The sequence below is a fragment of the Trichocoleus sp. ST-U1 genome, from assembly GCF_039961835.1.
Taxonomy (GTDB): Bacteria; Cyanobacteriota; Cyanobacteriia; order Cyanobacteriales; family FACHB-T130; genus FACHB-T130.
This window is the reverse complement of sequence record NZ_JAMPJZ010000015.1, coordinates 34,562-57,197: the sequence shown is the minus strand read 5'-3', so window position 1 is coordinate 57,197 and position 22,636 is coordinate 34,562. Positions and strand designations below refer to the sequence as shown.

The 22,636-nt window shown below is 47.1% G+C and carries 21 protein-coding genes; 11 read left to right on the top strand and 10 right to left on the bottom strand.

All coding sequences use genetic code 11. The features are described 5' to 3' along the window. The first annotated feature begins 392 nt into the window (after positions 1–392). Positions 393–854 (top strand): DUF4383 domain-containing protein, encoded by a 462-nt coding sequence (locus NDA06_RS08425; protein WP_242047418.1) that lies wholly within the window; start codon positions 393–395, stop codon positions 852–854. 277 nt (positions 855–1,131) lie between these two features. On the opposite strand, the gene crtD is transcribed toward NDA06_RS08425, so the two are convergent. Both crtD and NDA06_RS08415 read right to left on the bottom strand, forming a co-directional pair. Further along, a complete protein-coding gene (crtD, locus tag NDA06_RS08420; RefSeq protein WP_190985466.1) occupies positions 1,132–2,661 on the bottom strand; it encodes a C-3',4' desaturase CrtD in 1,530 nt (509 codons plus the stop codon). A 48-nt stretch (positions 2,662–2,709) separates the two neighbouring features. After that, positions 2,710–4,389 carry an ATP-binding protein gene (locus NDA06_RS08415; RefSeq protein ID WP_242047417.1) on the bottom strand — a complete coding sequence of 560 codons (1,680 nt, stop codon included), beginning with the start codon at positions 4,387–4,389 and terminating at the stop codon, positions 2,710–2,712. A 615-nt stretch (positions 4,390–5,004) separates the two neighbouring features. On the opposite strand from NDA06_RS08415, the gene NDA06_RS08410 reads away from it, so the two are divergent. Together NDA06_RS08410 and NDA06_RS08405 are read left to right on the top strand one after the other, a co-directional pair. After that, positions 5,005–6,303, top strand: a complete 1,299-nt coding sequence (locus tag NDA06_RS08410; protein ID WP_190985464.1) for a pitrilysin family protein — start codon at positions 5,005–5,007, stop codon at positions 6,301–6,303. A 123-nt stretch (positions 6,304–6,426) separates the two neighbouring features. Next, the gene (locus NDA06_RS08405; protein WP_190985463.1) at positions 6,427–7,290 is read left to right on the top strand and encodes a fructosamine kinase family protein; all 864 of its coding nucleotides are present in this window, start codon (positions 6,427–6,429) and stop codon (positions 7,288–7,290) included. Between the two features lie 197 nt (positions 7,291–7,487). On the opposite strand, the gene NDA06_RS08400 is transcribed toward NDA06_RS08405, so the two are convergent. The 4 genes from NDA06_RS08400 to NDA06_RS08385 all read right to left on the bottom strand — a co-directional run bounded on the left by NDA06_RS08400 (position 7,488) and on the right by NDA06_RS08385 (position 11,781). Then, the gene (locus NDA06_RS08400; RefSeq protein WP_190683351.1) at positions 7,488–8,771 is read right to left on the bottom strand and encodes a S41 family peptidase; all 1,284 of its coding nucleotides are present in this window, start codon (positions 8,769–8,771) and stop codon (positions 7,488–7,490) included. A 277-nt stretch (positions 8,772–9,048) separates the two neighbouring features. Beyond that, positions 9,049–9,654 (bottom strand): glutathione S-transferase family protein, encoded by a 606-nt coding sequence (locus NDA06_RS08395; protein ID WP_190683349.1) that lies wholly within the window; start codon positions 9,652–9,654, stop codon positions 9,049–9,051. A gap of 414 nt (positions 9,655–10,068) precedes the next feature. Then, positions 10,069–10,971 carry a S1 RNA-binding domain-containing protein gene (locus NDA06_RS08390; protein WP_190676916.1) on the bottom strand — a complete coding sequence of 301 codons (903 nt, stop codon included), beginning with the start codon at positions 10,969–10,971 and terminating at the stop codon, positions 10,069–10,071. 63 nt (positions 10,972–11,034) lie between these two features. Further along, entirely contained in the window at positions 11,035–11,781 is a 747-nt protein-coding gene (locus tag NDA06_RS08385) for a dienelactone hydrolase family protein (RefSeq protein WP_190985462.1), read from the bottom strand. 366 nt (positions 11,782–12,147) lie between these two features. Here NDA06_RS08385 and NDA06_RS08380 point away from each other — a divergent pair, with 366 nt between their 5' ends. The 6 genes from NDA06_RS08380 to argH all read left to right on the top strand — a co-directional run bounded on the left by NDA06_RS08380 (position 12,148) and on the right by argH (position 18,771). After that, the gene (locus NDA06_RS08380) at positions 12,148–13,302 is read left to right on the top strand and encodes a polysaccharide deacetylase family protein (protein ID WP_242047416.1); all 1,155 of its coding nucleotides are present in this window, start codon (positions 12,148–12,150) and stop codon (positions 13,300–13,302) included. A gap of 233 nt (positions 13,303–13,535) precedes the next feature. Continuing rightward, a complete protein-coding gene (locus NDA06_RS08375) occupies positions 13,536–14,519 on the top strand; it encodes a GntR family transcriptional regulator (RefSeq protein WP_190414628.1) in 984 nt (327 codons plus the stop codon). 258 nt (positions 14,520–14,777) lie between these two features. Next, the gene (locus tag NDA06_RS08370) at positions 14,778–14,909 is read left to right on the top strand and encodes a hypothetical protein (RefSeq protein WP_277877644.1); all 132 of its coding nucleotides are present in this window, start codon (positions 14,778–14,780) and stop codon (positions 14,907–14,909) included. A gap of 464 nt (positions 14,910–15,373) precedes the next feature. Next, entirely contained in the window at positions 15,374–16,792 is a 1,419-nt protein-coding gene (locus NDA06_RS08365) for a PP2C family protein-serine/threonine phosphatase (RefSeq protein WP_190985461.1), read from the top strand. A gap of 158 nt (positions 16,793–16,950) precedes the next feature. Next, on the top strand, positions 16,951–17,196 hold the full coding sequence (locus NDA06_RS08360) for a hypothetical protein (RefSeq protein WP_199324046.1): 246 nt from the start codon (positions 16,951–16,953) through the stop codon (positions 17,194–17,196). A gap of 189 nt (positions 17,197–17,385) precedes the next feature. After that, positions 17,386–18,771, top strand: coding sequence for an argininosuccinate lyase (argH, locus tag NDA06_RS08355; RefSeq protein WP_190528103.1), 1,386 nt, complete (start codon positions 17,386–17,388; stop codon positions 18,769–18,771). Positions 18,772–18,951: 180 nt separating this feature from the next. On the opposite strand, the gene NDA06_RS08350 is transcribed toward argH, so the two are convergent. From NDA06_RS08350 to NDA06_RS08340, 3 genes are all read right to left on the bottom strand, one after another. After that, a complete protein-coding gene (locus NDA06_RS08350; RefSeq protein ID WP_190414631.1) occupies positions 18,952–19,146 on the bottom strand; it encodes a hypothetical protein in 195 nt (64 codons plus the stop codon). Between the two features lie 2 nt (positions 19,147–19,148). Next, the gene (locus NDA06_RS08345; protein WP_190528105.1) at positions 19,149–19,544 is read right to left on the bottom strand and encodes an RNA-binding protein; all 396 of its coding nucleotides are present in this window, start codon (positions 19,542–19,544) and stop codon (positions 19,149–19,151) included. Between the two features lie 281 nt (positions 19,545–19,825). After that, positions 19,826–20,119, bottom strand: a complete 294-nt coding sequence (locus tag NDA06_RS08340; RefSeq protein ID WP_190985460.1) for a hypothetical protein — start codon at positions 20,117–20,119, stop codon at positions 19,826–19,828. Positions 20,120–20,265: 146 nt separating this feature from the next. Here NDA06_RS08340 and NDA06_RS08335 point away from each other — a divergent pair, with 146 nt between their 5' ends. Continuing rightward, positions 20,266–20,721 (top strand): NUDIX hydrolase, encoded by a 456-nt coding sequence (locus NDA06_RS08335; RefSeq protein ID WP_190985459.1) that lies wholly within the window; start codon positions 20,266–20,268, stop codon positions 20,719–20,721. Positions 20,722–20,795: 74 nt separating this feature from the next. Next, positions 20,796–21,635: an alpha/beta hydrolase gene (locus NDA06_RS08330; RefSeq protein WP_190985458.1), complete on the top strand. Its 840-nt coding sequence runs from the start codon at positions 20,796–20,798 to the stop codon at positions 21,633–21,635. A 165-nt stretch (positions 21,636–21,800) separates the two neighbouring features. Here the strand turns inward: NDA06_RS08330 and NDA06_RS08325 are convergent, their stop codons facing one another. Then, positions 21,801–22,595: a pantothenate kinase gene (locus NDA06_RS08325; RefSeq protein ID WP_190985457.1), complete on the bottom strand. Its 795-nt coding sequence runs from the start codon at positions 22,593–22,595 to the stop codon at positions 21,801–21,803. Between the last annotated feature and the right edge of the window lie 41 nt (positions 22,596–22,636).

The window sequence follows — 22,636 nt, the reverse complement described above, 5'->3', positions numbered from 1 at the left end:
ACGCATATTCTTTTGACCTTCGGAGTAAGTTTAATTGTTGCCACTGGTGATATTTTTACCTACCTTAACCGCCTCAATACCCAGAATTACCTAATTGTAGTGAAGGGTACACTGCTATCTAATTCGCGTTAATTAATTTCTAACAGCGCCTCTTTGTATTCATCGAATTTACAAATTTAATTTACAAACACTTACTTAAATTAAGACAAGCCAAGCGATCCGTGTAGGTTGGTAGTCTAAGTTGGCTACAGTTGTACGATCGACTACATTCGCCTTTAACATAAACCCTTTCTCTGGGTAGATTCAAGACCTCTTCCTTAGGAAAGGCGAATGAGCTGATAATCCTGCTTAGATTAAATACAAATTTGTACGGGAAGTTAATGATGAGAGGCATGAACCCAGCGCAAAAATTTGCGTTAATTATCGGCATTTTCTTTTTCCTTTGTGGTGTAATGGGATTTATTCCCGCCTTTGTGAAAGCGCCTACAGTTACGCCTGATATGGCGGGTCTTGGATACACAAGTGGATACGGTTACTTACTGGGGTTATTCCCCATCAATGTCTTACATAATGTTGTTCACCTTGTCGTAGGACTTCTGGGAATTTTTGCATCCATCGCCTTAGACAGTTCTCGTCTCTATAGTGGAGTTTTGGGAATTTTCTATGGGGTGCTAACGCTAATGGGGCTTTTTCCGGCTACCCAGTCAACCTTGGGCTTGATCCCAATCTTTGGCAACGATGTCTGGCTTCATGCAGTCACCGCCGCGATCGCAGTGTACTTTGGCTTTATTGCTACACCGGATTTGTTGGAACTAAGCACACCACAACAGGGCGGTACTCGTAACGAGGGCTAAAAAAGGGTGGCGTTTAATAGCGGGTCCATTGTCGAATCCGATTGAGTTTTACGTCGCTGATTGCCTTACAGAAAATCAGTATGCCTTTACCTTAGCCGAGGTATTCTGGTTTTCTGTAAGCTTTAAACGGAATTACAGCGCATATTAATAACACTTAGATCCAGTCCTAAATGATTCGTAAACGCGAGATCCCCGACTTCGAGAAAGAAGTCGGAGATCTGAAAGGCTGGCTCACAACTCTAATAGGATTGCTATATTTGTAACACTTGCATCTGAATCAATTCTTGGTATTTTCGATTTGGCGCACCACGGTGAGGGCGGAGTAGCTGACGCCTGCGGTTCCTTCGCCGGGATGGGTGGAATCTCCCACTAGCCACAAATGATTCACGGGTGTGCGATTGGCAAAGCCAAAGGGACCAAAGGTGGAAACTCGCTGACCAATCCCGCCGACAATGCCGCGATCGCGTGCTGTGAAGCGGGCAAAGGTGCGGGGTGTAGCGGCTTCTTGATGGACGATGGTTTCTGGTGTCAAGTGAAAAAATTGGCTCAGACGAGCGATCGCTTCCTCGGTATATTGTTGCTTTCGCTGTTCATAATCTTCCGATTGCCACCAATTCCGAGTGTCAACGAAGGAAGACGCAATGATAGTTGCTTTACCTTCTGGCGCGCGACCATCTTTAGGGTGGCTCACTGAGACAAATAGGGAGTTATTTTCTCCAATCGGGCCGTCATAATCGTAAAGAAACTGCAAATGAGGCGGACATCCTGAGGGAATCGCGCTTCGATCGACACCGAGATACACCACAAATGCTCCCGACGATGGGGGAAGTTTATCGACTCGACGACGATAGCGATTTTGGGTTTTGGGTTGCGAACTAGGAATTCCCTCTGGTGTCTCTGCTTCCAAAAGTTGCACCAAATTTTGGGCGGTGACATTGGCAACGACATGGTCACCGGGTTCTGTCCAGACAGCGCCGGTTTTTTGATTGCGAATAACGACACCAGTGGCTTTGCCATTTGTGGTGTGGATGCGTTCAACGGTGTGACGCATCAACAGCTTGCCACCGTCTCGCTCTAAAGAGGAGACTAAGCGATCGCTCAACACCTGCATACTGCCTTGAAGATGAAAGAGTCCCTGCGGCTCTTGGGACACACTCAAAGCAGTCGCTGCATAGAGCAGAGCCGTTTCTTCAGCATCTACCTGAGAATAAAGCTTGAGCTGCAAATCCAAAAACGTTTTCAGACGCTGATTATCGCCCAATCCATACCCCCGCAAAGCGTCTCCCACCGTCAAAAAAGTGTAGGGCAAAGTAATCAACGTATCGGGACGAACCGCTGATACCATCTGCCATAAGTCCCACAAATTTCGCGGCGGTAGCACCGGATCGCGCGATTGAAATGCAAAGCTGGCTCGGAATAAAGTCGCCAACAACTCCCAAAATGGTTCGCTTCCGGGAAACTGCCGAATTCGCTCCGCCTTCCACTTTTGGGGGTCGCGCCAGACGTTAATCGGTTCAGTTTCTCCCGGTAGATACACGGCACAAGCTGGATCGCAAGGCGTCGCTGCTGGTAACTCAATTCCGAGTTCCTGAAAAATCCGGTGATGAATTCCCCCCGGTTCCAGTCCAGCCACCTGGGTCGCTCCCACATCAAAGGTAAATCCTTTGCGTTTGAAGGTGGAAGCACATCCACCAGGCACTAGAGCTTGATCCAAAACTAAGACTGAGTAGCCTCGACGAGCCAGTAATGCCCCAGCCGTGAGACCACCAATTCCAGCACCGATAACGACAACATGACAGCTTGGCATGAATTGAGAACGAGGATTCCCTCTTCCGAGACTTAATATTACGTTACATTAAGTTTCGGCTTCCTGACAGGTTCGCGCTCGACGATGAACAATCGGGATTTCAATGTAAAACTCTGTTCCTAGTCCGGGTTCTGAGGAACACGTTAGAACCCCGCCGTGCTTCTCGACCACAATTTGATGGCTAATGGATAAACCCAAGCCTGTCCCCTTGCCAACAGGTTTCGTGGTGAAGAAAGGGTCAAATAGTCGTGTTATCGCCTCTGGGGGGATGCCAGAGCCATTATCTCGAATCCGAATTACCACCTGAGGACAGTCATTAATTTCGACAACCTCAGTGCGAATTCTAATCGAAGCAACTGGCACTTGAGTATTGGAAATGGGGGGAGTTTGACCTAACTCAAGAGAGTGCGTATGCAAATTCTCGATGGTTGCGATCGCTAAATGCTGATAGCTGTACTCCTCCAAAACATCAATCGCATTGTTGAGGATATTCATAAACACTTGGTTCATCTGTCCAGCATGACACTCCACAAGGGGGAGATCGCCGTACTCTTTAATCAGCTCAATTCCTCGATTTCCTCCCTTTGCTTTCATTCGATGCTGTAAAATCAGCAGCGTACTATCTAACCCTTCATGAATATCGACCGCCTTCATTTCTGCTTGATCGAGCCGAGAAAAATTCCGCAAACTCAGAACAATCTGGCGAATGCGGTCTGCTCCTAGCTTCATGGAAGAGAGTATCTTCGATAGGTCTTCTATGACAAAAGTCAGATCGATATTTTCCTTATACGCTTCGATTTCTGGGACTGGATCGGGATAATAACGCTGGTAGAGTTGTAGCAGGTGCAGCAAATTTTGGGTGTACTGATCTGCGTAAGCGAGATTGCCGTAAATAAAGCTGACTGGATTATTGATTTCGTGAGCAACACCCGCAACTAACTGCCCCAGACTGGACATTTTTTCGCTCTGAACCAGTTGGGATTGGCTGCTTTGCAGCGTCTGCATCGCTTTTTTCATCTGGATTACTTGTTGTTGCAGAACTGCGATCGCGCTACTTTGTGCAGTTTCCGATTCTCCTAAAGCCTCCAGCGCTTGCTTGCGCTCGGTGATATCTTCAGAAATCCCCAACAAATATTGGGGAATTCCCGATTCGTCGAAAATCGGGATTTTTTTAGTGTGCAGAATTCTCAAACCTTGATGCTTGGTCTGGATTGGCTCTTCCAGAATGTCCAGAAGCTTTCCAGATGCCAACACTTCGCGATCGCGACTTGTGAAGAAATCAGCTTGCTCTGGCGGGAAAATGCCATAGTCGTTCTTGCCTAACACTTCTTCCTGAGAATAACCAGTGAGTTCCTCGTTGGCTTTGTTCCAGAATACAAATCGCAATTCATTCACTTCTTTAATAAAAATTCCAAGTGGCAGATTTTCTACGATGGAATTCAATAAATTATGAGTATTTGCCGTTGCTTTTTGTGCCTGTTTGCGTTCAACTATTTGCCTTTCTAATTGTTGATTTGTCTGCAATAAGTTTTTAGCACGAGCTGCCAAAACTTCCAAATTGGCGTTCGCTCTTTCCAACTCAGCCTTAGCCTGAGCCAGTTGATTTTTCGTGTTTTTTTGGATTCGGAAGTTTTCAACCAGGAGCGAGTAGTAACGCCTCAGAGCAATGAAAGCTCCCGCGACTAAAGCCATGATTAGAACAACTCCTCCCTGAATTGTCAGTATCATTGGAGAGCCGTTTTGCCCACCGAAGACTAATGTTAAAAGCTGCACTGAATGTTCTATAGCACAGCTCAAGAAGATTGCTACAGTTACGAGTACTAATGGATTGCTGAGTAGATGCTGCCCTCGAAGAAAACCGCGATAAATCAAAAACGCAGTTGTATAATAACCAGCTGCAATGATGGTATTTGTACTTCCTGAAAATCCAATCAGCATGAGTACAACTGACTCCAGTTAAATGAAGCTTTAGTCTGGTCTATCAGACTAAACTATAATATCTGTCTTTAGACTGATAAAGCTTTTTAACTTCTTAAATTTATCTAAACTTACAGACTTTATTTCAAACTTTTAAAAATTTAGAATGAATCTTTCATAATAAAGGTATTTCCCAATACATAAATAAACAAAGTTTAATCAATAAGCAAAATTTTAAAGAATGATTGACTTTCTTAATTAACTTTAAAAAATGGCACGGAAAGGAAATATGTGTTAAAGGCGAAAGGAGCGGGAAACTTTTTAAAAACATCTAGAGAGCGATCGCGCAATGCTGGGGAGCTGGCTGAGGAGACAGGTGCAGACTGAGTAAGATAAAAGGAGAAATAGTCCAGCGCCGAAGAACACATGACCTCAACTCTGCTCAAATCTACGCCACTCAACGCCCCGACTCTCCACCGCCTACCTAACGGTTTAACGATTGTGGCGGAGCAGATGCCCGTCGAAGCCGTTAACCTAAACGTGTGGATTAATGTCGGCTCATCCGATGAGCCAGACCCCATCAACGGCATGGCTCACTTTCTAGAACACATGGTGTTTAAGGGGACGCCAAGGCTCAACAGTGGAGAATTCGAGCGACTGATTGAAGAGCGGGGTGCCGTAACAAACGCAGCCACCAGTCAGGACTATACCCACTACTACATCACAACAGCTCCCAAAGATTTTGCCCATTTGGCACCATTGCAACTAGATGTAGTGCTAAATCCCAGCATTCCAGAGGATGCCTTTCAAAGAGAGCGATTGGTCGTTTTAGAAGAAATTCGCCGCTCGGAAGACAATCCTCGCCGCCGGACTTACCAGCGGGCGATGGAGGTGGCATTTGACACCCTGCCTTACCGGCGTCAGGTACTCGGCCCAGCAGCGGTGATTGAGCAGCTGACGGCGCAGCAGATGCGCGATTTCCACGCCAGTCAGTATCAACCCAAATCGATAACAGCGGCAGTTGTGGGCAATTTGCCGGTTGAGGAATTAATTGAAATTGTGGCACAGGGCTTGACGGAGATAGGCGTCAGCACTCAAGAGCCAGAAGTCAAAACTCAAGAAGCGATCGCTTCAACCCTCACTCCCGAACCTGCTTTTAGGGAAATTGTCCGCCGCGAGTATGTTGATGAAAGCTTGCAGCAAGCGCGGTTAGTGATGATGTGGCGAGTGCCTGGAATGACGCACTTATCCGATACTTACGCGCTGGATGTGTTGAGTGTGATTCTGGGACAAGGTCGGATGTCGCGGCTGTTCCGAGATTTGCGGGAAGATAGGCACCTGGTGACGAATATTGGGGTGAGCAATATGAGCCATCGGCATCAAGGCGTCTTCTATATTGGGGCGCAGTTGCCGGTAGAGAATTTGGCAGAGGTGGAAGCGGCGATTCTTGCTCATATTCGCACCCTCCAGACAGAACCCGTGAGTGAGGCAGAGATTTCCCGCTTCCGGACGCAAGTAGCGAATCGGTTTGTGTTTGGGAATGAAACGCCGAGCGATCGCGCTAACTTATACGGCTACTATCAAACCATGATGGGTGATTTGGCTCCAGCATTGAATTACCCGGCTCGGATTCAAGCCTTGGAAGCGGCGGATCTCCAGTCAGCAGCTCAACAGTATCTCTCTTGTGATGCTTATGGTGTGGTTGCGATCAAGCCAGCTAGCTAGTTTTTTTAACGCAAAGGTACGCAAAAGTTAACGCAAAGGTACGCAAAGGTACGCAAAGAAGTCAATCTGGTTTGGCGTACCTTTGTGCTTTCTTTAGCGTGACTCTGGGTTAAAATTTCTCCCATGTGGACAGAAATAGACGCTCAAATCACTCGCCTAACGGGTGAAAAGTTTCAAAGTCAGCAGCGGCAGTCGGTGAGTGGTGGTTGCATCAATCAAGGCTATGCTGTCAGCGATGGGCAACGCACCTACTTCATCAAAATCAACCAAGCATCTTTGGTTGATATGTTTGAGGCGGAGGCGCTGGGACTCCAGCAAATGCAGGAAACTCACACGATTCGGGTTCCAAAACCGATTGGCTGGGGCACCAGCGGGAATTCTGCCTATATCGTACTGGAGTGGCTGGAAATGGGGCGCGGCGACTCCCATTCTTGGGAAGAAATGGGACGGAAGTTAGCGGCGATGCACAAATGCGCTGAAAAAGACGCCTTTGGCTGGGATAGAAATAACACGATTGGTTCGACGCCACAAATCAATAATTGGACAGCAGATTGGGCGGAATTCTATGCCAAGCATCGTCTCGGCTATCAATTTCAGCTTGCAAGGCGTCGCGGCGGTCATTTTCCCCAACAGGAGCAATTGCTGGCAGCAATTCCCAAACTGCTAGCGGATTATCATCCTCAACCATCTCTAGTTCACGGCGATTTGTGGGGGGGAAATGCAGGCTTTACGGCATCGGGAGAACCCGTCATTTTCGATCCGGCGGCGTATTATAGCGATCGCGAGGTTGATATCGCCATGACAGAACTTTTCGGTGGCTTCCCCGCAGCCTTTTATCGCGGCTATAACGAAGTATTTCCTCTAGATCCAGGCTACGAGCGCCGGAAAACCCTCTACAATCTCTATCACATCCTCAACCACTTTAATTTGTTTGGCGGCGGCTATAGTTCGCAAGCCAATGGGATGATTGAGCGTATTTTGAGATAGTAGAAAGAGATATAGCAATCCTAAATAAGTTGTAAACTCTCTCTTTCTATCTTTTCTTCGCGCTCTATAGCGCTAACGCGCATGGCTCCGCTAGGGCGTCTTTGCGGTTCGTTTAAAAAAATATGTTCGCAAATCAAATAGGATTGCTATAGTAGAAACGCGATTAATCGCGTCTCTACAAGAGGTTATCAATGCAATTATGCCCCTCGATTCTGATTCTTAACAGCTTCAGCTAGAACCTCTAAAGCTTTCGCTTTTTGAGGGTCGCTTCCCTGAGAATATTCTAACTGGAACGGCACTTCGATATCTGGTTTCACGCCCTTGCCTTCTAAGCGTTCTCCATTCACATAAATATCAACGACCGCCAGATAAAGAAGATTACCATCTTTGAGCAAGAAAGGACGAGCCGCCACAACTGCTCCTGCTGTTTGACTACCAACAACTTTTCCAATTCCATACTGCTCAAAACCATAAGCTAAAATTTCTTTCCCGCTTCTGGTTCCCTTATTCACTAGCATGACAACGGGTTTTCTCCATTGATAATCTAAGGTGGTTTTTATCCCATCTCTAGGAATTTGGGTTAATACTGGAACTTTTTCGGAAAAAATACTTAGATAATTCGGAGTAGCACCACCCCAGCCGTCTCTTAGGTCTAAAATTAACCCATCTGCATCTTTAAAGCGTCCATAAGCAATTTCTTCTTCCAGTAATTCCTGATATTGAGCGCCAGCATACGACCAGATATGTACATAGCCTAGTTTTCTACCATTGCTTTCGATTATTTCAATACTCGACCGCATCGCGTCCAAGAAAACTGTAGTAGGCTTTATTCTTTTTGGAACTACAGTTACATTCTTCTTGCTGTTTGCATCGGGAGTTCGTTGAATCGATATACTAACTTGTTTCCCTGCTTTGTTAACAAAAGATTCGATTGGCTGATACTGACTGCCATCAACTGCTAATATTTGGTCGCCTACTTTGAGTCCCGCTTGAGCAGCAGAACTGTTATCAAGAATACCAGTGATAAAGGTCTTCCCATCGATCTCTTTAGTGAAAGCTCCAATTCCGGTGTACTCTAAGCCTTTGGGAAATAACTTTTGTATTTTTTCTAAGAAATGACCTTGATTAAATATACCCAAAAGTTGGTAGTAAGCGGGTTGTGACTTCGGATAAAAGCCTATATGAGAAGTATGCAACTCAGCTAGCATTTGATTGATGACAACGGATGCTTCATCAATAGATTTTGCCTGCTTGACTGAAGGTTTATACTTCTCTCGCATGGCTTTCCAGTCAACCCCATTAAATTTTGGGTCAAAAAAGTTGTCATTGACAGTTTGCCAAACTTCTTCAAATACGCCTAAAGTCGGTGATTCTTGAAGTTTTGAACTGACGGGTAGGAGGAAAAATGATAAGGCAAGAATAACTAAAACACTAAGACTTATATTAGCCAAAAATCGGTTAATTTTTTTAAACTTTATCATTGTTTGATTATTTCAATTTATCTTCAGCCAGTATAGCTTATCAGCTACTTAAATCAGGGTAGAAACTATCCCATTTTTACAAAAATATGCTAGCGTTTAGAAACCGTGCCTACACAGACAAAACCCGCCTACGCAGGTTCCAAATTTATTACTAGATGTTGTAGGGTAGGCGCTGCTAATCAATGGTTTTACAGATAGGTTTGTTTAGGTACAGTTACCTAAATTACGAGATGCGAATGAAGCGATCGCGTATCCGAGATCCCCATACCGAACTCTATTATAATTGCGCGATACTAATGTGCCGAGGCTGAGCTTTAACTCGTTCTATCCAATCTTGAATCGCTGGAAATCTTGTTAAATCAAATCCACCTTCATCCGCGACATGGGTGTAAGCAAACAAGCCGATATCAGCAATCGTATAGCGTTCTCCTGCAAAAAAATTACAATTTGTTAAATGTTTTTCCATAACCGTTAGCGCTGCATAACCGGGTTCGCGCTTTTGATTAAGTGCTTCCTTATATTCCTCCGCCTTGCTAAGGATAGAAATCCAAAATCGGGAAGTAGCAATATAAGGCTCATGGCTATACTGTTCAAAGAATAACCATTGCAACACTTTTGCGCGTTCAAAACGGTGGCTTGGTAAAAAATCAGTTCCTTCACTCAGATAAAAAAGAATTGCGTTGGATTCTGCCAGGAATTGACCTGATTCTGTTTCCAAGACAGGAATCCGACCATTGGGATTTTTGCTTAAAAATTCAGGAGTCCGAGTTTCACCTTTGAGAATATTCAGTTCTATGCTCTCAAAGGGAATTTCTAGTTGAGTCAATAAAAGACGAATTTTATAGCAATTACCAGAAGAGAAAAATTGATACAATTTGAGCATATTTATACCTAAACTACTTCAATAGTAGATTTCAGGATGCGATCGCAAGTGCGCGAGCGTTAGCAATAAGTATTGTCACAGGCGAAGCTTGCCCGAAGCATAAGCTAGCACATATCACTTTTATCAGTAAAACCGAGAGCCAGCCATCCACACCCAGCAAATAAATCGATAACTAAGGGTTCACTTGCTGATTGTTGAAGGAGTCGAAGCTCTTTTTCGATAAAATCAAGGCAAGAAAGACGGTTGCTGAAGATTGTTGTCTTCATCAAATCAAGATTAAGGTGAGGAAACACTTAGGGAATAAATCGGGTACGCGGAGATGCGTCTAGGCGCAAGGCGGCGATCGCAACCTTCACATCAAAAGCGATCGCACTCTTTATTACCAAGTGCGATCGCTTCTTATCTTCCTAACACCTATCGGGTGAGATTTTTCCTCGCCCGTTCAGAACGTGACTCAGCTGATTCCATTACCTCAGCCATATTTTCCAGCACTTCTCCTGGATGATTTTCTAAAACTCTGGTAGACAAAGAAACCCGACCTTTACCTTCATCGATATCAACAATCAGCGCTTTGATTACTTGACCCACCTGAAACAATGATGCTAGAGATTCGATGTAAGTTTGGCTTACTTGCTTAATATGCAGTAAACCAGTGATCCCGTCCAAATCAACAAACACACCGAAGGGCTTCACACCAGTAATTTTCCCTTCAACTAACTGCCCAACTTCTATCTGAGTGATGGCAACAGAACGAGTCGCTTGCCGTTGAGAAAGCACCAGTTTGTTCGTGTCAGCAGAAACCTCCAAAAAGCTAGCAGTTAGCTTCTCACCAACCAGGGATTCCAGGTTGTCGCGTTCCACCAAGTGCGATCGCGGAATAAACCCCCGCAACCCCTGCACCTCTACCGTAACGCCCCCCTTATTGATGCCAGTGACACGGGCTTGCACTGTTTGATTCGCTTCCTGCATATCAGCCAGGTTATCCCACGCCTGCTTGATCTCCATCTGCCGCACTGAAAGCGTCACCTGACCATCTGCATCTTGCTCTCGGATAATCAGAAAATCCCGTTCTTCCTGCAACGGCAGCACAATCGATAAATCTGTTACCCGTCTCAACGACGCCTCATCAACAGGTAAAAAAGCCAAAGACTTGCCGCCAATGTCTACATAGGCACCATCACTTTCGTGGGTTTCCACTTTACCGCGCACGACTTGCCCCTTGTGAAATTGGTAGTCGTGTTGTTCGAGAGCTTTGGCAAAATCGTCCATAGAAAATGACGATTTTGCATCTTGAGAAGAGGTCGATTTGGAATTCATGACAACTTAGTTGATTGAAAAAAAGTAATTCCCGACTCGCTGATTGCTAGTGTGGGAAAAAATTTATGCCGCTTGAAGTTCTTGTTCAAACAGCTGTTTTACCTGCTTCCAGGCATCGGCGGCTGTGGTGTCATTGTAACTGGCGCGATGGTCGCAGAAAAACCCATGTTCAGCTCCATCGTAGCGAAAGACACGATGGGGAATGTGGTGTTTCTCTAGCTCCGCTTCAATTTGATCTACCTGTTCGGCGGGGATGCTGGCGTCCTCCATGCCGAAAAAGGCGTAGAGCGTGCCTTTGATGTCTTTTGTCCGCGTTACTGTTGGTTCCCCGCCGCCGGGAGTGCCGGTGGCAACGCCAGCACCGTAGAATGACGCACTGGCTTTGATATCGGGTAAAGTCGCGGCGAGGTAAGCAACATGACCCCCAAAGCAGAAGCCGATGCAGCCAAAGACAGGTTTTACTTCGGGCAGGGTTTTGAGGTAATTAATTGCCGCCTGGATATCGCCGAGTAGTTCTGAGGCTTGAGTTTGATCCTTGTACTGTCTGCCAATTTGAATGTCTTCCGGAGTGTAGCCGGTTTCAAAACCCGGTGCTTGGCGTTGAAAGATTGCTGGCGCGATCGCTACATAGCCTTCCTTGGCAATTCGTTCTGTTACCTCCCGGATGTGGGCATTCACTCCAAAAATTTCCTGCAACACCACCATGCCTGGAAAAGGCCCCTCCCCTTCCGGCATTGCCAGGTAAGCCGCAATTTCTAGATCGCCATTGGCAATTTTGAGGTTTTTTGCCCGAATCTTGCTATCTGTCATGATAATTCTTCTGTGTCCTCTGCCGTTTTTTTAGCAGATAGTGCTACTATTTTGTCTACCAGCAAATTGCCCTACTTTTTACTGTAATAAAGTATTTAGAAATTCATAAAATTGCTGCCCTACTTCTCGATTTTTTTTATGAAGAAAATATTATTTAAAATAAACCATAACTTTTTTATTTAAAAAAATCATTTTTTTAAATATTTTGTAATTTTAGCTTATTTTATTGTGTAGTTTTGTGCGGTTATTGAAGAGTTGCTGGCTGTCGAAAAAGTGGTTTTTGGAGAGAGCGATCGAGAACGATAACTAGCTTTTGTAATCCTTAAAAATCAAAAAGTATCAAGGGGTAAGAGAAGGAGTTCGACCTTGGCAGACTGGAGAGAAAAAGAAAAACCGGCCGGATTATTCACTCGGCAACTTACCTTCATCGCTATCGTTACCTTAACGGCGCTCATCGTCAATAAAATCATCGAGCCGTCACCTCAAACTTCCCCTCAGCATCAGTTTGCGATAGAGGTTCGTCAGGACAAGCCGGAAGCTCAACAACTCCCCAGTGTCAGACCCAAAAATTCGCCACCGAGGGAAATAATACCGCCAGCGAGTAGCGCGATCGCTGACACGGCAGAGGCTTCTCCATCGCCAAGTGTATGGGCGATCGCACCATCAAACCCAGTTCATCAGCAACTCCCCATTGCCACACCCGAAAATTCGCCCAGTGAAACAACGCCTTGGGCGATCGCTCTCTCACCCGCAGCCGAAAAAACCTTCCCAGTGCCTACCGAGTATCAGGGAAAAACCATTTATCAGATAAAGCCGAAGAATCTGAAAAAAGTCATCGCCCTCACTTTTGATGATGGCCCTTGGGGGAAAACGACATTGCAAGTGCTGGACATCCTCAAGAAAAACGACATCAAAGCCACATTTTTTTGGGTAGGAGAGCAACTGCAAAGTTATCCAGCCGTAGCGCGACGAGTGGTTGCTGAAGGTCACGCCATTGGCAACCACACCTGGCATCACTCCTATCGTCAGATGGACGAGGCTACGGCGGCAAAGGAAATAGATGATACAGCCGCACTCATCTACAAGATAACCGGAGTCACAACCGCTTACTTCCGCCCTCCCGGCGGCAACTTGCAAAATGGGTTAGCGGCTTACGCCCAAAAGAACAACTACGCCGTGATGATGTGGTCGATTAACTCAGCGGACAGTCGCCGCCACCGCCTCACCGCGCCCAAATTGGTCACAAACATTCTCAAGAGTGCCTTCCCCGGTTCTATTGTGCTGATGCATGATGGTGGCGGCAACCATTCGACAACGGTTCAAGCTTTACCCCAGATCGTTGAAAAACTCAAAAAGCAGGGATATCAGTTTGTCACCTTGCCGGAACTACTAAAGAGGCAAGAGACAACAGACGCTACTGATTCCGTTTCTAGCGGGGAAGCAGAAACACAGATTCCCCCTCGATTAGAGGAATTTCCGCACTCCCCCGGAGAACAACCCGAACAGTATTTCCCTGGGTGAGAGCGTTTTAGACTTTTTTTGGAGTTTAGATGCTGGCTTGTAGAAGACTTGCAGCAAGTAGCGCTAAGAGCGTATGTGCTGATGCGATCGCGTCTCTACTAGATAGATCAAGTGAGAAGGAGGCAGAATCTTGAAAAACCAGAGCGATAACTCAGCTTCTGTAGCGCATTATGCTATTAAAGAATTGCCCTTCTCACGGCTTCATGAGAATCAGAGTCCTTGGAGGCTCGTAAATGGTTCAGTTTCATATTCAACCAGACAGTGAAATTCCAGCGTCAAAACAGCTATTTGACCAAATGCAGTTTGCGATCGCCTCGCGACAGTTTCCCCCAGGTCATCGATTGCCCAGCACTCGGCAGCTAGCAATGCAGACAGGTCTGCACCGGAATACCATTAGCAAGGTGTACCGGCAGCTAGAAGACACTGGATTAGTAGAATCCCAAGCTGGATCGGGAATTTATGTCAAAGCCCAAGGAAACGAGGGCGGCACTGGACATAGCGGCCCCATACACGAACAATATCCCCATGCCTACAAGCTGGTGCAGCACAGCCTGGATGAACTGCTCAACCAAGGTTGCACCCTCAACCAAGCCAGAGAACTATTTCTAGCAGAAGTTGACTGGCGCTTACGCTGTAGTGCGCGGGTGCTGGTCACGGTTCCGTCACGAGACATCGGTGCTGGGGAATTGATGGTTCAGGAACTGGAAAAATCTTTAGGGATACCCGTACAGTTGGTGCCGATGGAGGAACTCAGTAAAATACTCGATCAAACCCACTCCGGCACCGTGGTGACTAGCCGCTATTTTATTGGGGATGCGGAAGCGATCGCTGCCCCACGAGCGGTGCGCGTCATCCCCGTCGATATTTACGACTACGCTCAAGAACTCCAGCTGGTTCAACGCCTGCCTAAAGACAGCTGTATGGGTCTGGTGAGTCTCAGCTCAGGCATTCTCGGAGTTGCAGAAATTCTTATCCACAGCCTGCGCGGGGATGATTTGCTGGTGATGACAGCCCAGGTAAAAGACACCTACAAACTCAACGCGATCGTTCGCAGTGCCCAAACGATTGTTAGCGATCGCGCCAGTTTTGCCACCGTCAAAGCGGCAGTCGCCGCCGCCCGTGAAGACATTATTCGTCCTCCGGAGCTATTATGTAGCGAAAATTATATTGGCACCAAGTCAATTAACTTGCTCAAACGCGAACTCGGTTTAGGTTAACAATTTTGGATTTTAGATTTCAACGATCGGATTTCGACGCTCAGACAGTCTAGCTCATCCCATTTGGCAGTCTAAAGTGCCGATTCAGGTGGGATTACCCACCTGCACCCTTCGGTTCAGGCTGAACTTTTGGACGATCCAGATGCTCTAGGGTCTTCATCAGAGATTCAAGTTTTTCACTCAGAAACCCCTTCTAAAATTGGCAATTCCCTGTTGAAACATCGGCAAGAAGCAATCGGAGCAAAGATGACGATTTAGATGAAACCTTCGATGGGTTTAAAAGATGCCATTGAGAAACACCGTGCTGCTAAAGCTTTCCAACCCGATCCCATTCCAGACTTTCGTTTGGAAGAAATCTTTACTTTAGGGATACACGCGCCATCCGGTTAAAATTTACAGTCTTGGCTTGTAAAATCACTCCACACGTATATGTTTGCTGTCTGCTACTCTTAGGCGATGCCGCCGATGAACCAATCAAACATAATAAGGGGCGCTTTGGTATAGATCGGGTTTACTATAGCGACAGTTATGGTGATTTCCGTCTATAGACTTATGCAGAAGTTTTCAAAAAGCCCCTCCGGGTGATTGGCATAACCTGCAATTAAGGGTATATTTACACCTCAAGAACAGCCGGCTCCTTTTGCTTAGCGATCGCGTCCGGACGGCTAGCTGCAACTGGCAACTGTTGCGATAGTAATCGGGAACAATTTTGCTCTAACGCCTTCTTAATTTTTTTTAAATCAAAGGCGTTTTCCCCAAACCGTTGCCAAAACTGGCAATTCTTAAGCCAGAATCTGTAAAGATATCCTGACAGCTAAAACAAACTTTTGTGCGGAACTCTAACTCCTGATGCTATGACTGCTGTGCCCCTTCCTCGCCAGCCATCTCCCTTACCTGACGGCGGTACCACCGCCGAAACGACGCCTGTTTTCGCGCTCAAAGAACTGGTGGCGCGTTTGCATCGAGAACAGCGCAAGATTCAAGACTTGCTCTCGTCGTTAGGGTTTGCCCTGCGTAGCTTCAATAACTTGAATCAGTTTTTGGAGTTGATTCCGCTGATGGCAACGCGGGTCACAGATGCCGATGGCGGCATTCTCATCCGGTTTTTGCCGAATGGTCAGGTGCGGCTAGAACGCCTGCACTGTCAGGAAGGTCAATCTTGTCAGGATATTCGCAAGGCGCTTAACGCCGCAACCCGTCAGGCGAGTAATCCCTCGACAACGGCAGAGGGGGTCGCCACACCGCCATCATTGGATGCTCAGCTGACTCGGTTTTTAGGGCCAGACATTCAGGTATTTGGCACTCCGATTCTGGTGAAAAATACAGAGCGAGGCCGTCTTTATGTGTTCAGCCGCGATCCCAAATATATTTGGACAGACACCCGGCAGAAGTTGGTGCGGTTAGTTGCCGATCAAACAGCAGTTGCGATCGCAAACGATGAACTTACCGTCGAACTACGCCAAAAAGAACGCCTAGATAAAGAATTAGAAATTGGTGCCGATATCCAGCTGCGCCTACTACCGCGACAATGTCCGAATATTTATGGAGTCGAACTAGCGGCAAAGTGCCAAACGGCTAGTCGCGTCGGCGGAGATTACTATGATTTTATTCCCGCCAATTATGACCAGCTGCGCCCCCAAACAGACAGTGATTCGGAAGTGGAAACTGCCCGAAGAGGATCGGTTCCGTGGAGCCTGGTAATCGGGGATGTCATGGGCAAAGGCGTCCCAGCGGGTCTAATCATGACGATGACGCGGGGGATGCTGCGAGCCGAAGTGCTAAACAGGCACTCACCGGCGAAGATCCTGCAACATTTAAACCGGGTAATGTATGCCGATTTAGAAAACTCCCATCGGTTTGTCACCCTGTTTTATTCCGAATACGATCCGCAAACCCGGATTCTGTCTTACAGTAATGCCGCCCACCATCCTCCCTTGTTATGGCAGGCATCAACCCGTTCCATCAAGCGCTTGGATACCTGGGGAATGCTGATTGGTCTGGATGCCGATTCCCAGTATGAAGATGCCCAAGCCCAGCTGTATCCTGGGGACACGATTATTTATTACACCGATGGTTTTACCGATGCGGCAAATCAAAATGGCGATCGCTTTGACGAAGAAAAGCTGAGCCGCACCTTCCAGTGGGCTTGCCAGCATTGCAACGGCACCCAAGCGATTTTAGATTACCTATTTGAGCAGGTACAGCAGTTTATTGGTCCATCCAGCCGGAACGGAGATGATATGACGCTAGTGGTGATGCAGGTCAAAAGTTAATCGGTAATGAGTCATGGGTCATTTCCTATACCCATCACGAATTACCCATCGCTGACTCCCCCACTAGCAAAGACATCAGCTTTGTGTTAATAACAATCTGAACGGATGCGCGAGCAACCTTTGCCAACATCTCTATTTGTTGTGAGGAGATCAGAGTCATGGTGCTTAATGAAATGCACGAAATAATCGGTTGGTTGCCCAACTTGACCCACAGTTACGATACGGTATCGGTATGGTTTTCGAACTCGCCAATCAATTGGCCCGTGTTGGCGCAGCAAATCAGAGACCCAAAAGTCTTAGACCAGATGCAAAATGCCTTTAACTACTTCATTAAATCAGGGCAAGTCTGGGCACTGTTAATTGGGCTGTTTTTTGGCTACCTGATTCGAGGGATTACAGCTTAGTGGATAGCGTTTGAAGGTTTAAAAAGTTAAAGGTCGAAGGTTGAAAGTTGAATGTTTGGATACAACTTGCTCGTCCTGAAATTTGCTAAAGAGTAAGATGCTTGCCTTTGCAAGCTACAACCTTCTCGACGAGCCAACTTTCAACCTGCTCGCCTTTGAATCTGTTAATCCAACGTTACCAAGAAGCTCGTGACTCAACAAAAAACTTGGAGCCAACGGTTTGAATCGGCGTTGCATCCTGCGATCGCTCGCTTCAACGCTAGTATCGGCTTCGACATCGAACTCATCGAATACGACCTCACCGGCTCGATTGCCCATGCCAAAATGCTCGCTCACACCGGCATTATTTCAGAGTCGGAGGCACAACAGCTAGTCGCAGGCTTAGAACAAATCCGCCAAGAATACCGAGAAGGAAACTTCAATCCAGGGATAGATGCAGAAGACGTTCATTTTGCGGTGGAGCGTAGGCTGACAGAAATTACCGGAGATGTCGGCAAAAAACTGCACACGGCGCGATCGCGCAACGATCAAGTAGGCACTGACACCCGCCTCTACTTGCGAGATCAAATTTCGCAAATTCGCAGCCAGTTGCGCGAATTTCAGGGAGTTCTCCTCGACCTTGCCCAAAATCACGTCGAAACCCTAATTCCCGGCTATACGCACCTACAACGCGCCCAACCAGTCTCTTTAGCTCACCACCTCCTCGCCTACTTTCAAATGCTAGAACGGGACTGGGAGCGGCTAGGAGAAGTCTATGGGCGCGTCAATATCTCGCCCTTAGGGAGTGGCGCACTTGCCGGAACCACTTTCCCCATCGATCGACACTACACCGCCAAACTGCTCAACTTTGATGGGGTCTATGCCAACAGTATGGATGGCGTGAGCGATCGCGATTTTGCGATTGAATTTCTCTCTAGCGCCAGCCTGATCATGGTTCACCTCAGCCGTTTATCGGAGGAAGTCATCCTTTGGTCATCTCACGAATTCGGCTTTGTCACCCTCAAAGATAGCTGCGCCACCGGCTCCAGCATCATGCCCCAAAAGAAAAACCCCGACGTGCCTGAACTCGTGCGGGGTAAAACAGGTCGTGTTTTTGGGCATCTGCAAGGAATGCTAGTGCTGATGAAAGGGCTACCTTTGGCTTACAACAAAGACTTACAAGACGACAAAGAAAGCCTATTTGACAGTGTAAAGACCGTTAAAGGCTGCTTAGAAGCAATGACCATTTTGTTTCGCGAGGGGCTAGAATTTCGTACCGCTCGCCTTGCAGAAGCCGTCGCGGAAGATTTCTCCAACGCGACCGATGTTGCTGATTACCTAGCAGCGCGGGGTGTCCCCTTCCGGGAAGCTTACAATCTCGTGGGCAAGGTTGTAAAAACTTCCCTCGCTGCCGGTAAACTTCTCAAGGATTTGAGCTTGGAAGAATGGAAGGAATTGCACCCAGCTTTTGAGCCAGACATCTATGAAGCCATCTCTCCAAGACAAGTAGTTGCCGCTCGTAACAGCTACGGCGGTACCGGATTTGAGCAAGTGAGACAAGCGATTCAAGCTGCCCAGTCTCGGCTGAGTAGTTAGGACTAAGTAATCAGGACTGAGGACTGAGTAATTAGGACTGAGTAATCAAGACTGAGGGCTGAATAGGGGATTTCTCAATTTCGCAAAAGAGTTAGTAGCTGAGGAAAAATATTTTTCTTCCTCAGTCCTCAATCCTCAGTCCTCAGTCCTCAACCCTCAATCCTCAGAACCGAGCAATGGCTAACCCATCGCGCCGCCCATTGCTCCCATTCCTCCTCCCATCTTGTCTTCATCCTCCTCATTGGTTCTCTCTCCTGGCGATCTTTGACGCCGGAATTTAGAGAACCGACCCGTAGTTTGACGTTTACGAAACTTGCGGGCGTATGCTTGATTACGCTGCGCCTTTTCTTTCTTAGGGTTACGGCGCTTCGCCATGTTCACCTCTTTGATATACGACTAAAAAATGGTGCCTTTGGGTTTTCCCCCGCACCTGATGCTTGTTGGTGTTGCCAGTCACGCCCAAGGCTTGGAAAAGCAGGTGCTAGAATCTGCCAATCTGGCAGTCTACCGCGATCGCCCTCTTTTCGAGGGTTCTCCTTCGGTCTGGCTTGGTTGATCTGCATCTGACGCCCCATCCATTTTGCACCATCCAGCACCGAAATAGCTGTCTTTTTTTGCAGAGCTTCCACCCTCTCTACGAAAGCAAAGCCCCGCACTTTGCCTGTCTTCCGGTCGCTTGGTATCGCCACACTTTTGGCTGAACCAGATGCAGAGACTTGTTTAAAGTCTTTTGGAGTAACCTGCGAAGACAGACTTTCGATGTAAATAGTCATCCAACAATATCCATCCGAACAGTTGATTCAGATGAAAGTCGAGAGAGAGAAGAGCGACCTAGAAGCGCAAAATTAAAGCGTCTCTAGCAACTTCTCAGAACCTACTCTTGTCCAAGCGAATCTAGACAGAGAGTGCGTTGCTCTCCCAGAGCATTTTTTGGCGCTGGAAGCCTCTGCCTTCAAACCTGTGGAAGAAACACCGAAACAGGCTAGCCTAAAAACGGCGGGTCGCTGACTGACGTGACCGAACTTGCATCTGTAACGTATATCATAACAGCCTGTCAGCAGCCTACTAAAAAGCGCTGACTTGCTGCGGTTGAAAACAGCCCCATGTCCCTAAAACTCAGCGATACTGCTTCTTGTCTGGGTAAAATTGCCAGCCGTAACCGCAGCAAAAAGCTAAAAAATTCCGCACCAAGCAGTTGATACGCCTTCAGCGCTGCACATGAATGCGATCGGCTCGGATGGTAACATTGAGAAGATTTATCTTCAGGTGACTGAATCTCAAAAAGCGGAAATTCTCGCTGATTTAAAATTTTAATTTGTAGAGGTGGATGAATAAGCAATTCTGGCATCCCCAGAACTATGCGGATTCAGCCCTTAGGGAAACCCTCCTTTTGCAAAGTTTTAAATTTTATCTGGAATCGGAGAACTTCCTGCTCATCAATTGACTCTAAAAGTAAAAGTTCCTTTCTGCGTTGAAGTAAAGCTTCTTTTGCCTATGCGTCGCTCATGGCGATTTATACAAACAGTGCTAGGGATTATTTTCCGCCATCCCATTATCGGCACAACTATCATCCCGATTTTGCCGGATGGTCGAATTGTGTTCATTCGACGCGGAGATACAGGTGAATGGGGTTTTCCTGGCGGGATTGTTGATTGGGGTGAGGACATTCTGACATCAGCGCGGCGGGAGTTGGCGGAAGAAACTGGACTGGAGTTAGTAAAAATTCGCCGGTTAGTGGGAGTTTATTCTTCGCCAGACCGCGATCCCAGAATTCATTCGATTTGTGTAGCGCTAGAAGCAGAAGTGCAGGGAGAAATGCAGGTTCGGGATACGCTGGAAATTATGGAAGTCAAAGCTTTCTCTGTGACATCCTTGCCTCAAGGGAAACTCTGCCATGACCACGACCAGCAGTTGCAGGACTACTTGAACGGCTTGACAACCCTCGCATAAGCAGGATTTTCGATTTTGGATGAGTCAATCCATCGTCAATCTAAAATCTAAAATCTAAAAATCTAAAATCTAGGATGACTCTACCGTTACGCAATTCTCGAATTAAGCTGTCTCAAGGACAAATCTTCTGGCGCGAAGTTGGTCAAGGGCCAGTTTTGGTTTTTTTACACGGATCGGCTCACGATAGCAGTCAATGGCTAGCTGTCATCGATTGTTTGAGTCGGGATTACCACTGCTTTGCCCCGGATTTACTCGGCTTTGGTGACTCCGAACGCCCGGATGTTCACTACTCGATTGAGTTGGAGATGGAATGTCTTGCTGAATTGTTAGAGGCATTGAATCAGCGAGAAGTTTTTTTAATTGGTCACTCGCTGGGAGGGTGGATTGCGGCGAGCTTCGCGCTGAAATATTTGGAACAGGTGCGCGGATTAGTGCTGTTAGCTCCAATTGGGGTGGAAGCGGAGGGATTAAGAACCGAGCGATCGCGCCCCTCTCTATTTACATCTCTATTTAAGCGGCTGTCTAAGGTGGTATCCTCCGGGTGGCGATCGCTCATAGATGCGATCGCTCGTGTCTCCAACAATCGCCTGTTTCCCCGCAAGCAGACTGGGCAAAAGAAGCGGCGACAAGAACAGCCGGTGCAGTTTCCCACTACCGACAAGCTATTATTTCAACGCCGCCGCGCCGAAATTCAAGCAGAATTATTGAAAGAAAGACTGGAGTGGCTGAAAGTCCCCGTTATGATTTTGCAAGGCGATCGCGACAGTCGTTCTAGAATTGCCGAAAGTCAAGCCTACGCGGACTTAACTCCATCAGCTCAGTTGGAAATTATTAGCTTTGCGGGAAACGATCTACCCGAAGCGTTGCCAGATGTCGTGGCTCAGTATATTCGAGATTTCGTTAGTAAGCATTAGGGGCGCATAGGCTGTGCGCTTGTAGTGGAGTTAATAAAAGAACCTCACCCCCCAACCCCTCTCCGCAAGCGGAGAGGGGAGCCGGAGCCGCAGGTGGAGGCGGGGTAAGGTTTTTCTCAATTGTGGAGAATCAAGCGGATTTGATGCGAGTCGCTTTATTAAGGACTAAGAACTAAGGACGACTGACCGCATTCCCATAAATATCAGATTCGGGTCGCTAATTATCTGACTGGCTATTTCAGGAAACTGGATTTGGAGATAAGCAAATAAAGTAGCGCGATCGCCTCCCGTCAAAACCACCCGACTACCTGGAAATTTCTGCCACCAAGCCTGGATAAAGTCTTTGATTCCAGCCAAGACAGTGTAGATAACGCCACTCTGAATCGCCTCCGGTGTGTTTACAGCAAAACGCGGCGGCATTTCCTGGGGCAATTCTATCAGTGGTAACGCAGCAGTTCTTTGGGTTAGAGACTGTAGCTGTAACCTTAACCCAGGCAAAATCGCCCCACCCACTAGCCGATGGTTGACATCTGCACTCGTAAATGTCAAAGCAGTTCCAGCGTCAATCACTAAAGAAGGCAAGCCCCAAACTTCGCCAGCACCCAACACCGCTAAAGCCCGGTCAATACCAAGAGTGGGATAAAGTCCTTCAAGGGGCAATTGGTCTAAAGTCATGACACGGATATCTGGGTAACTTTGCCAAAGTGCTGTTTGCTCTGGAACCACCGAAGCCAGATAAATCGGCAACTTTGATTGCTGATTGTGGATTTTGGATAGTGAATTGGTCGGACTGGGTGGCAAAATTTCCAGTGGAAATTTACCCGCTGCTAAGCGCTGCGCCAGACGATTCACAGTTGCCGCTGGCAGATAGTAGCTATCCCAGGCATCCTGAAGAATTTCTCCCACAAAGTACGCCCAGTGCAGCCGCGAATTCCCGATCGTCAAAGCTAGCCAATTCATCGTTCTCTGAGCCTGGAGCCGTTCGGCACTTTTAAAACTCT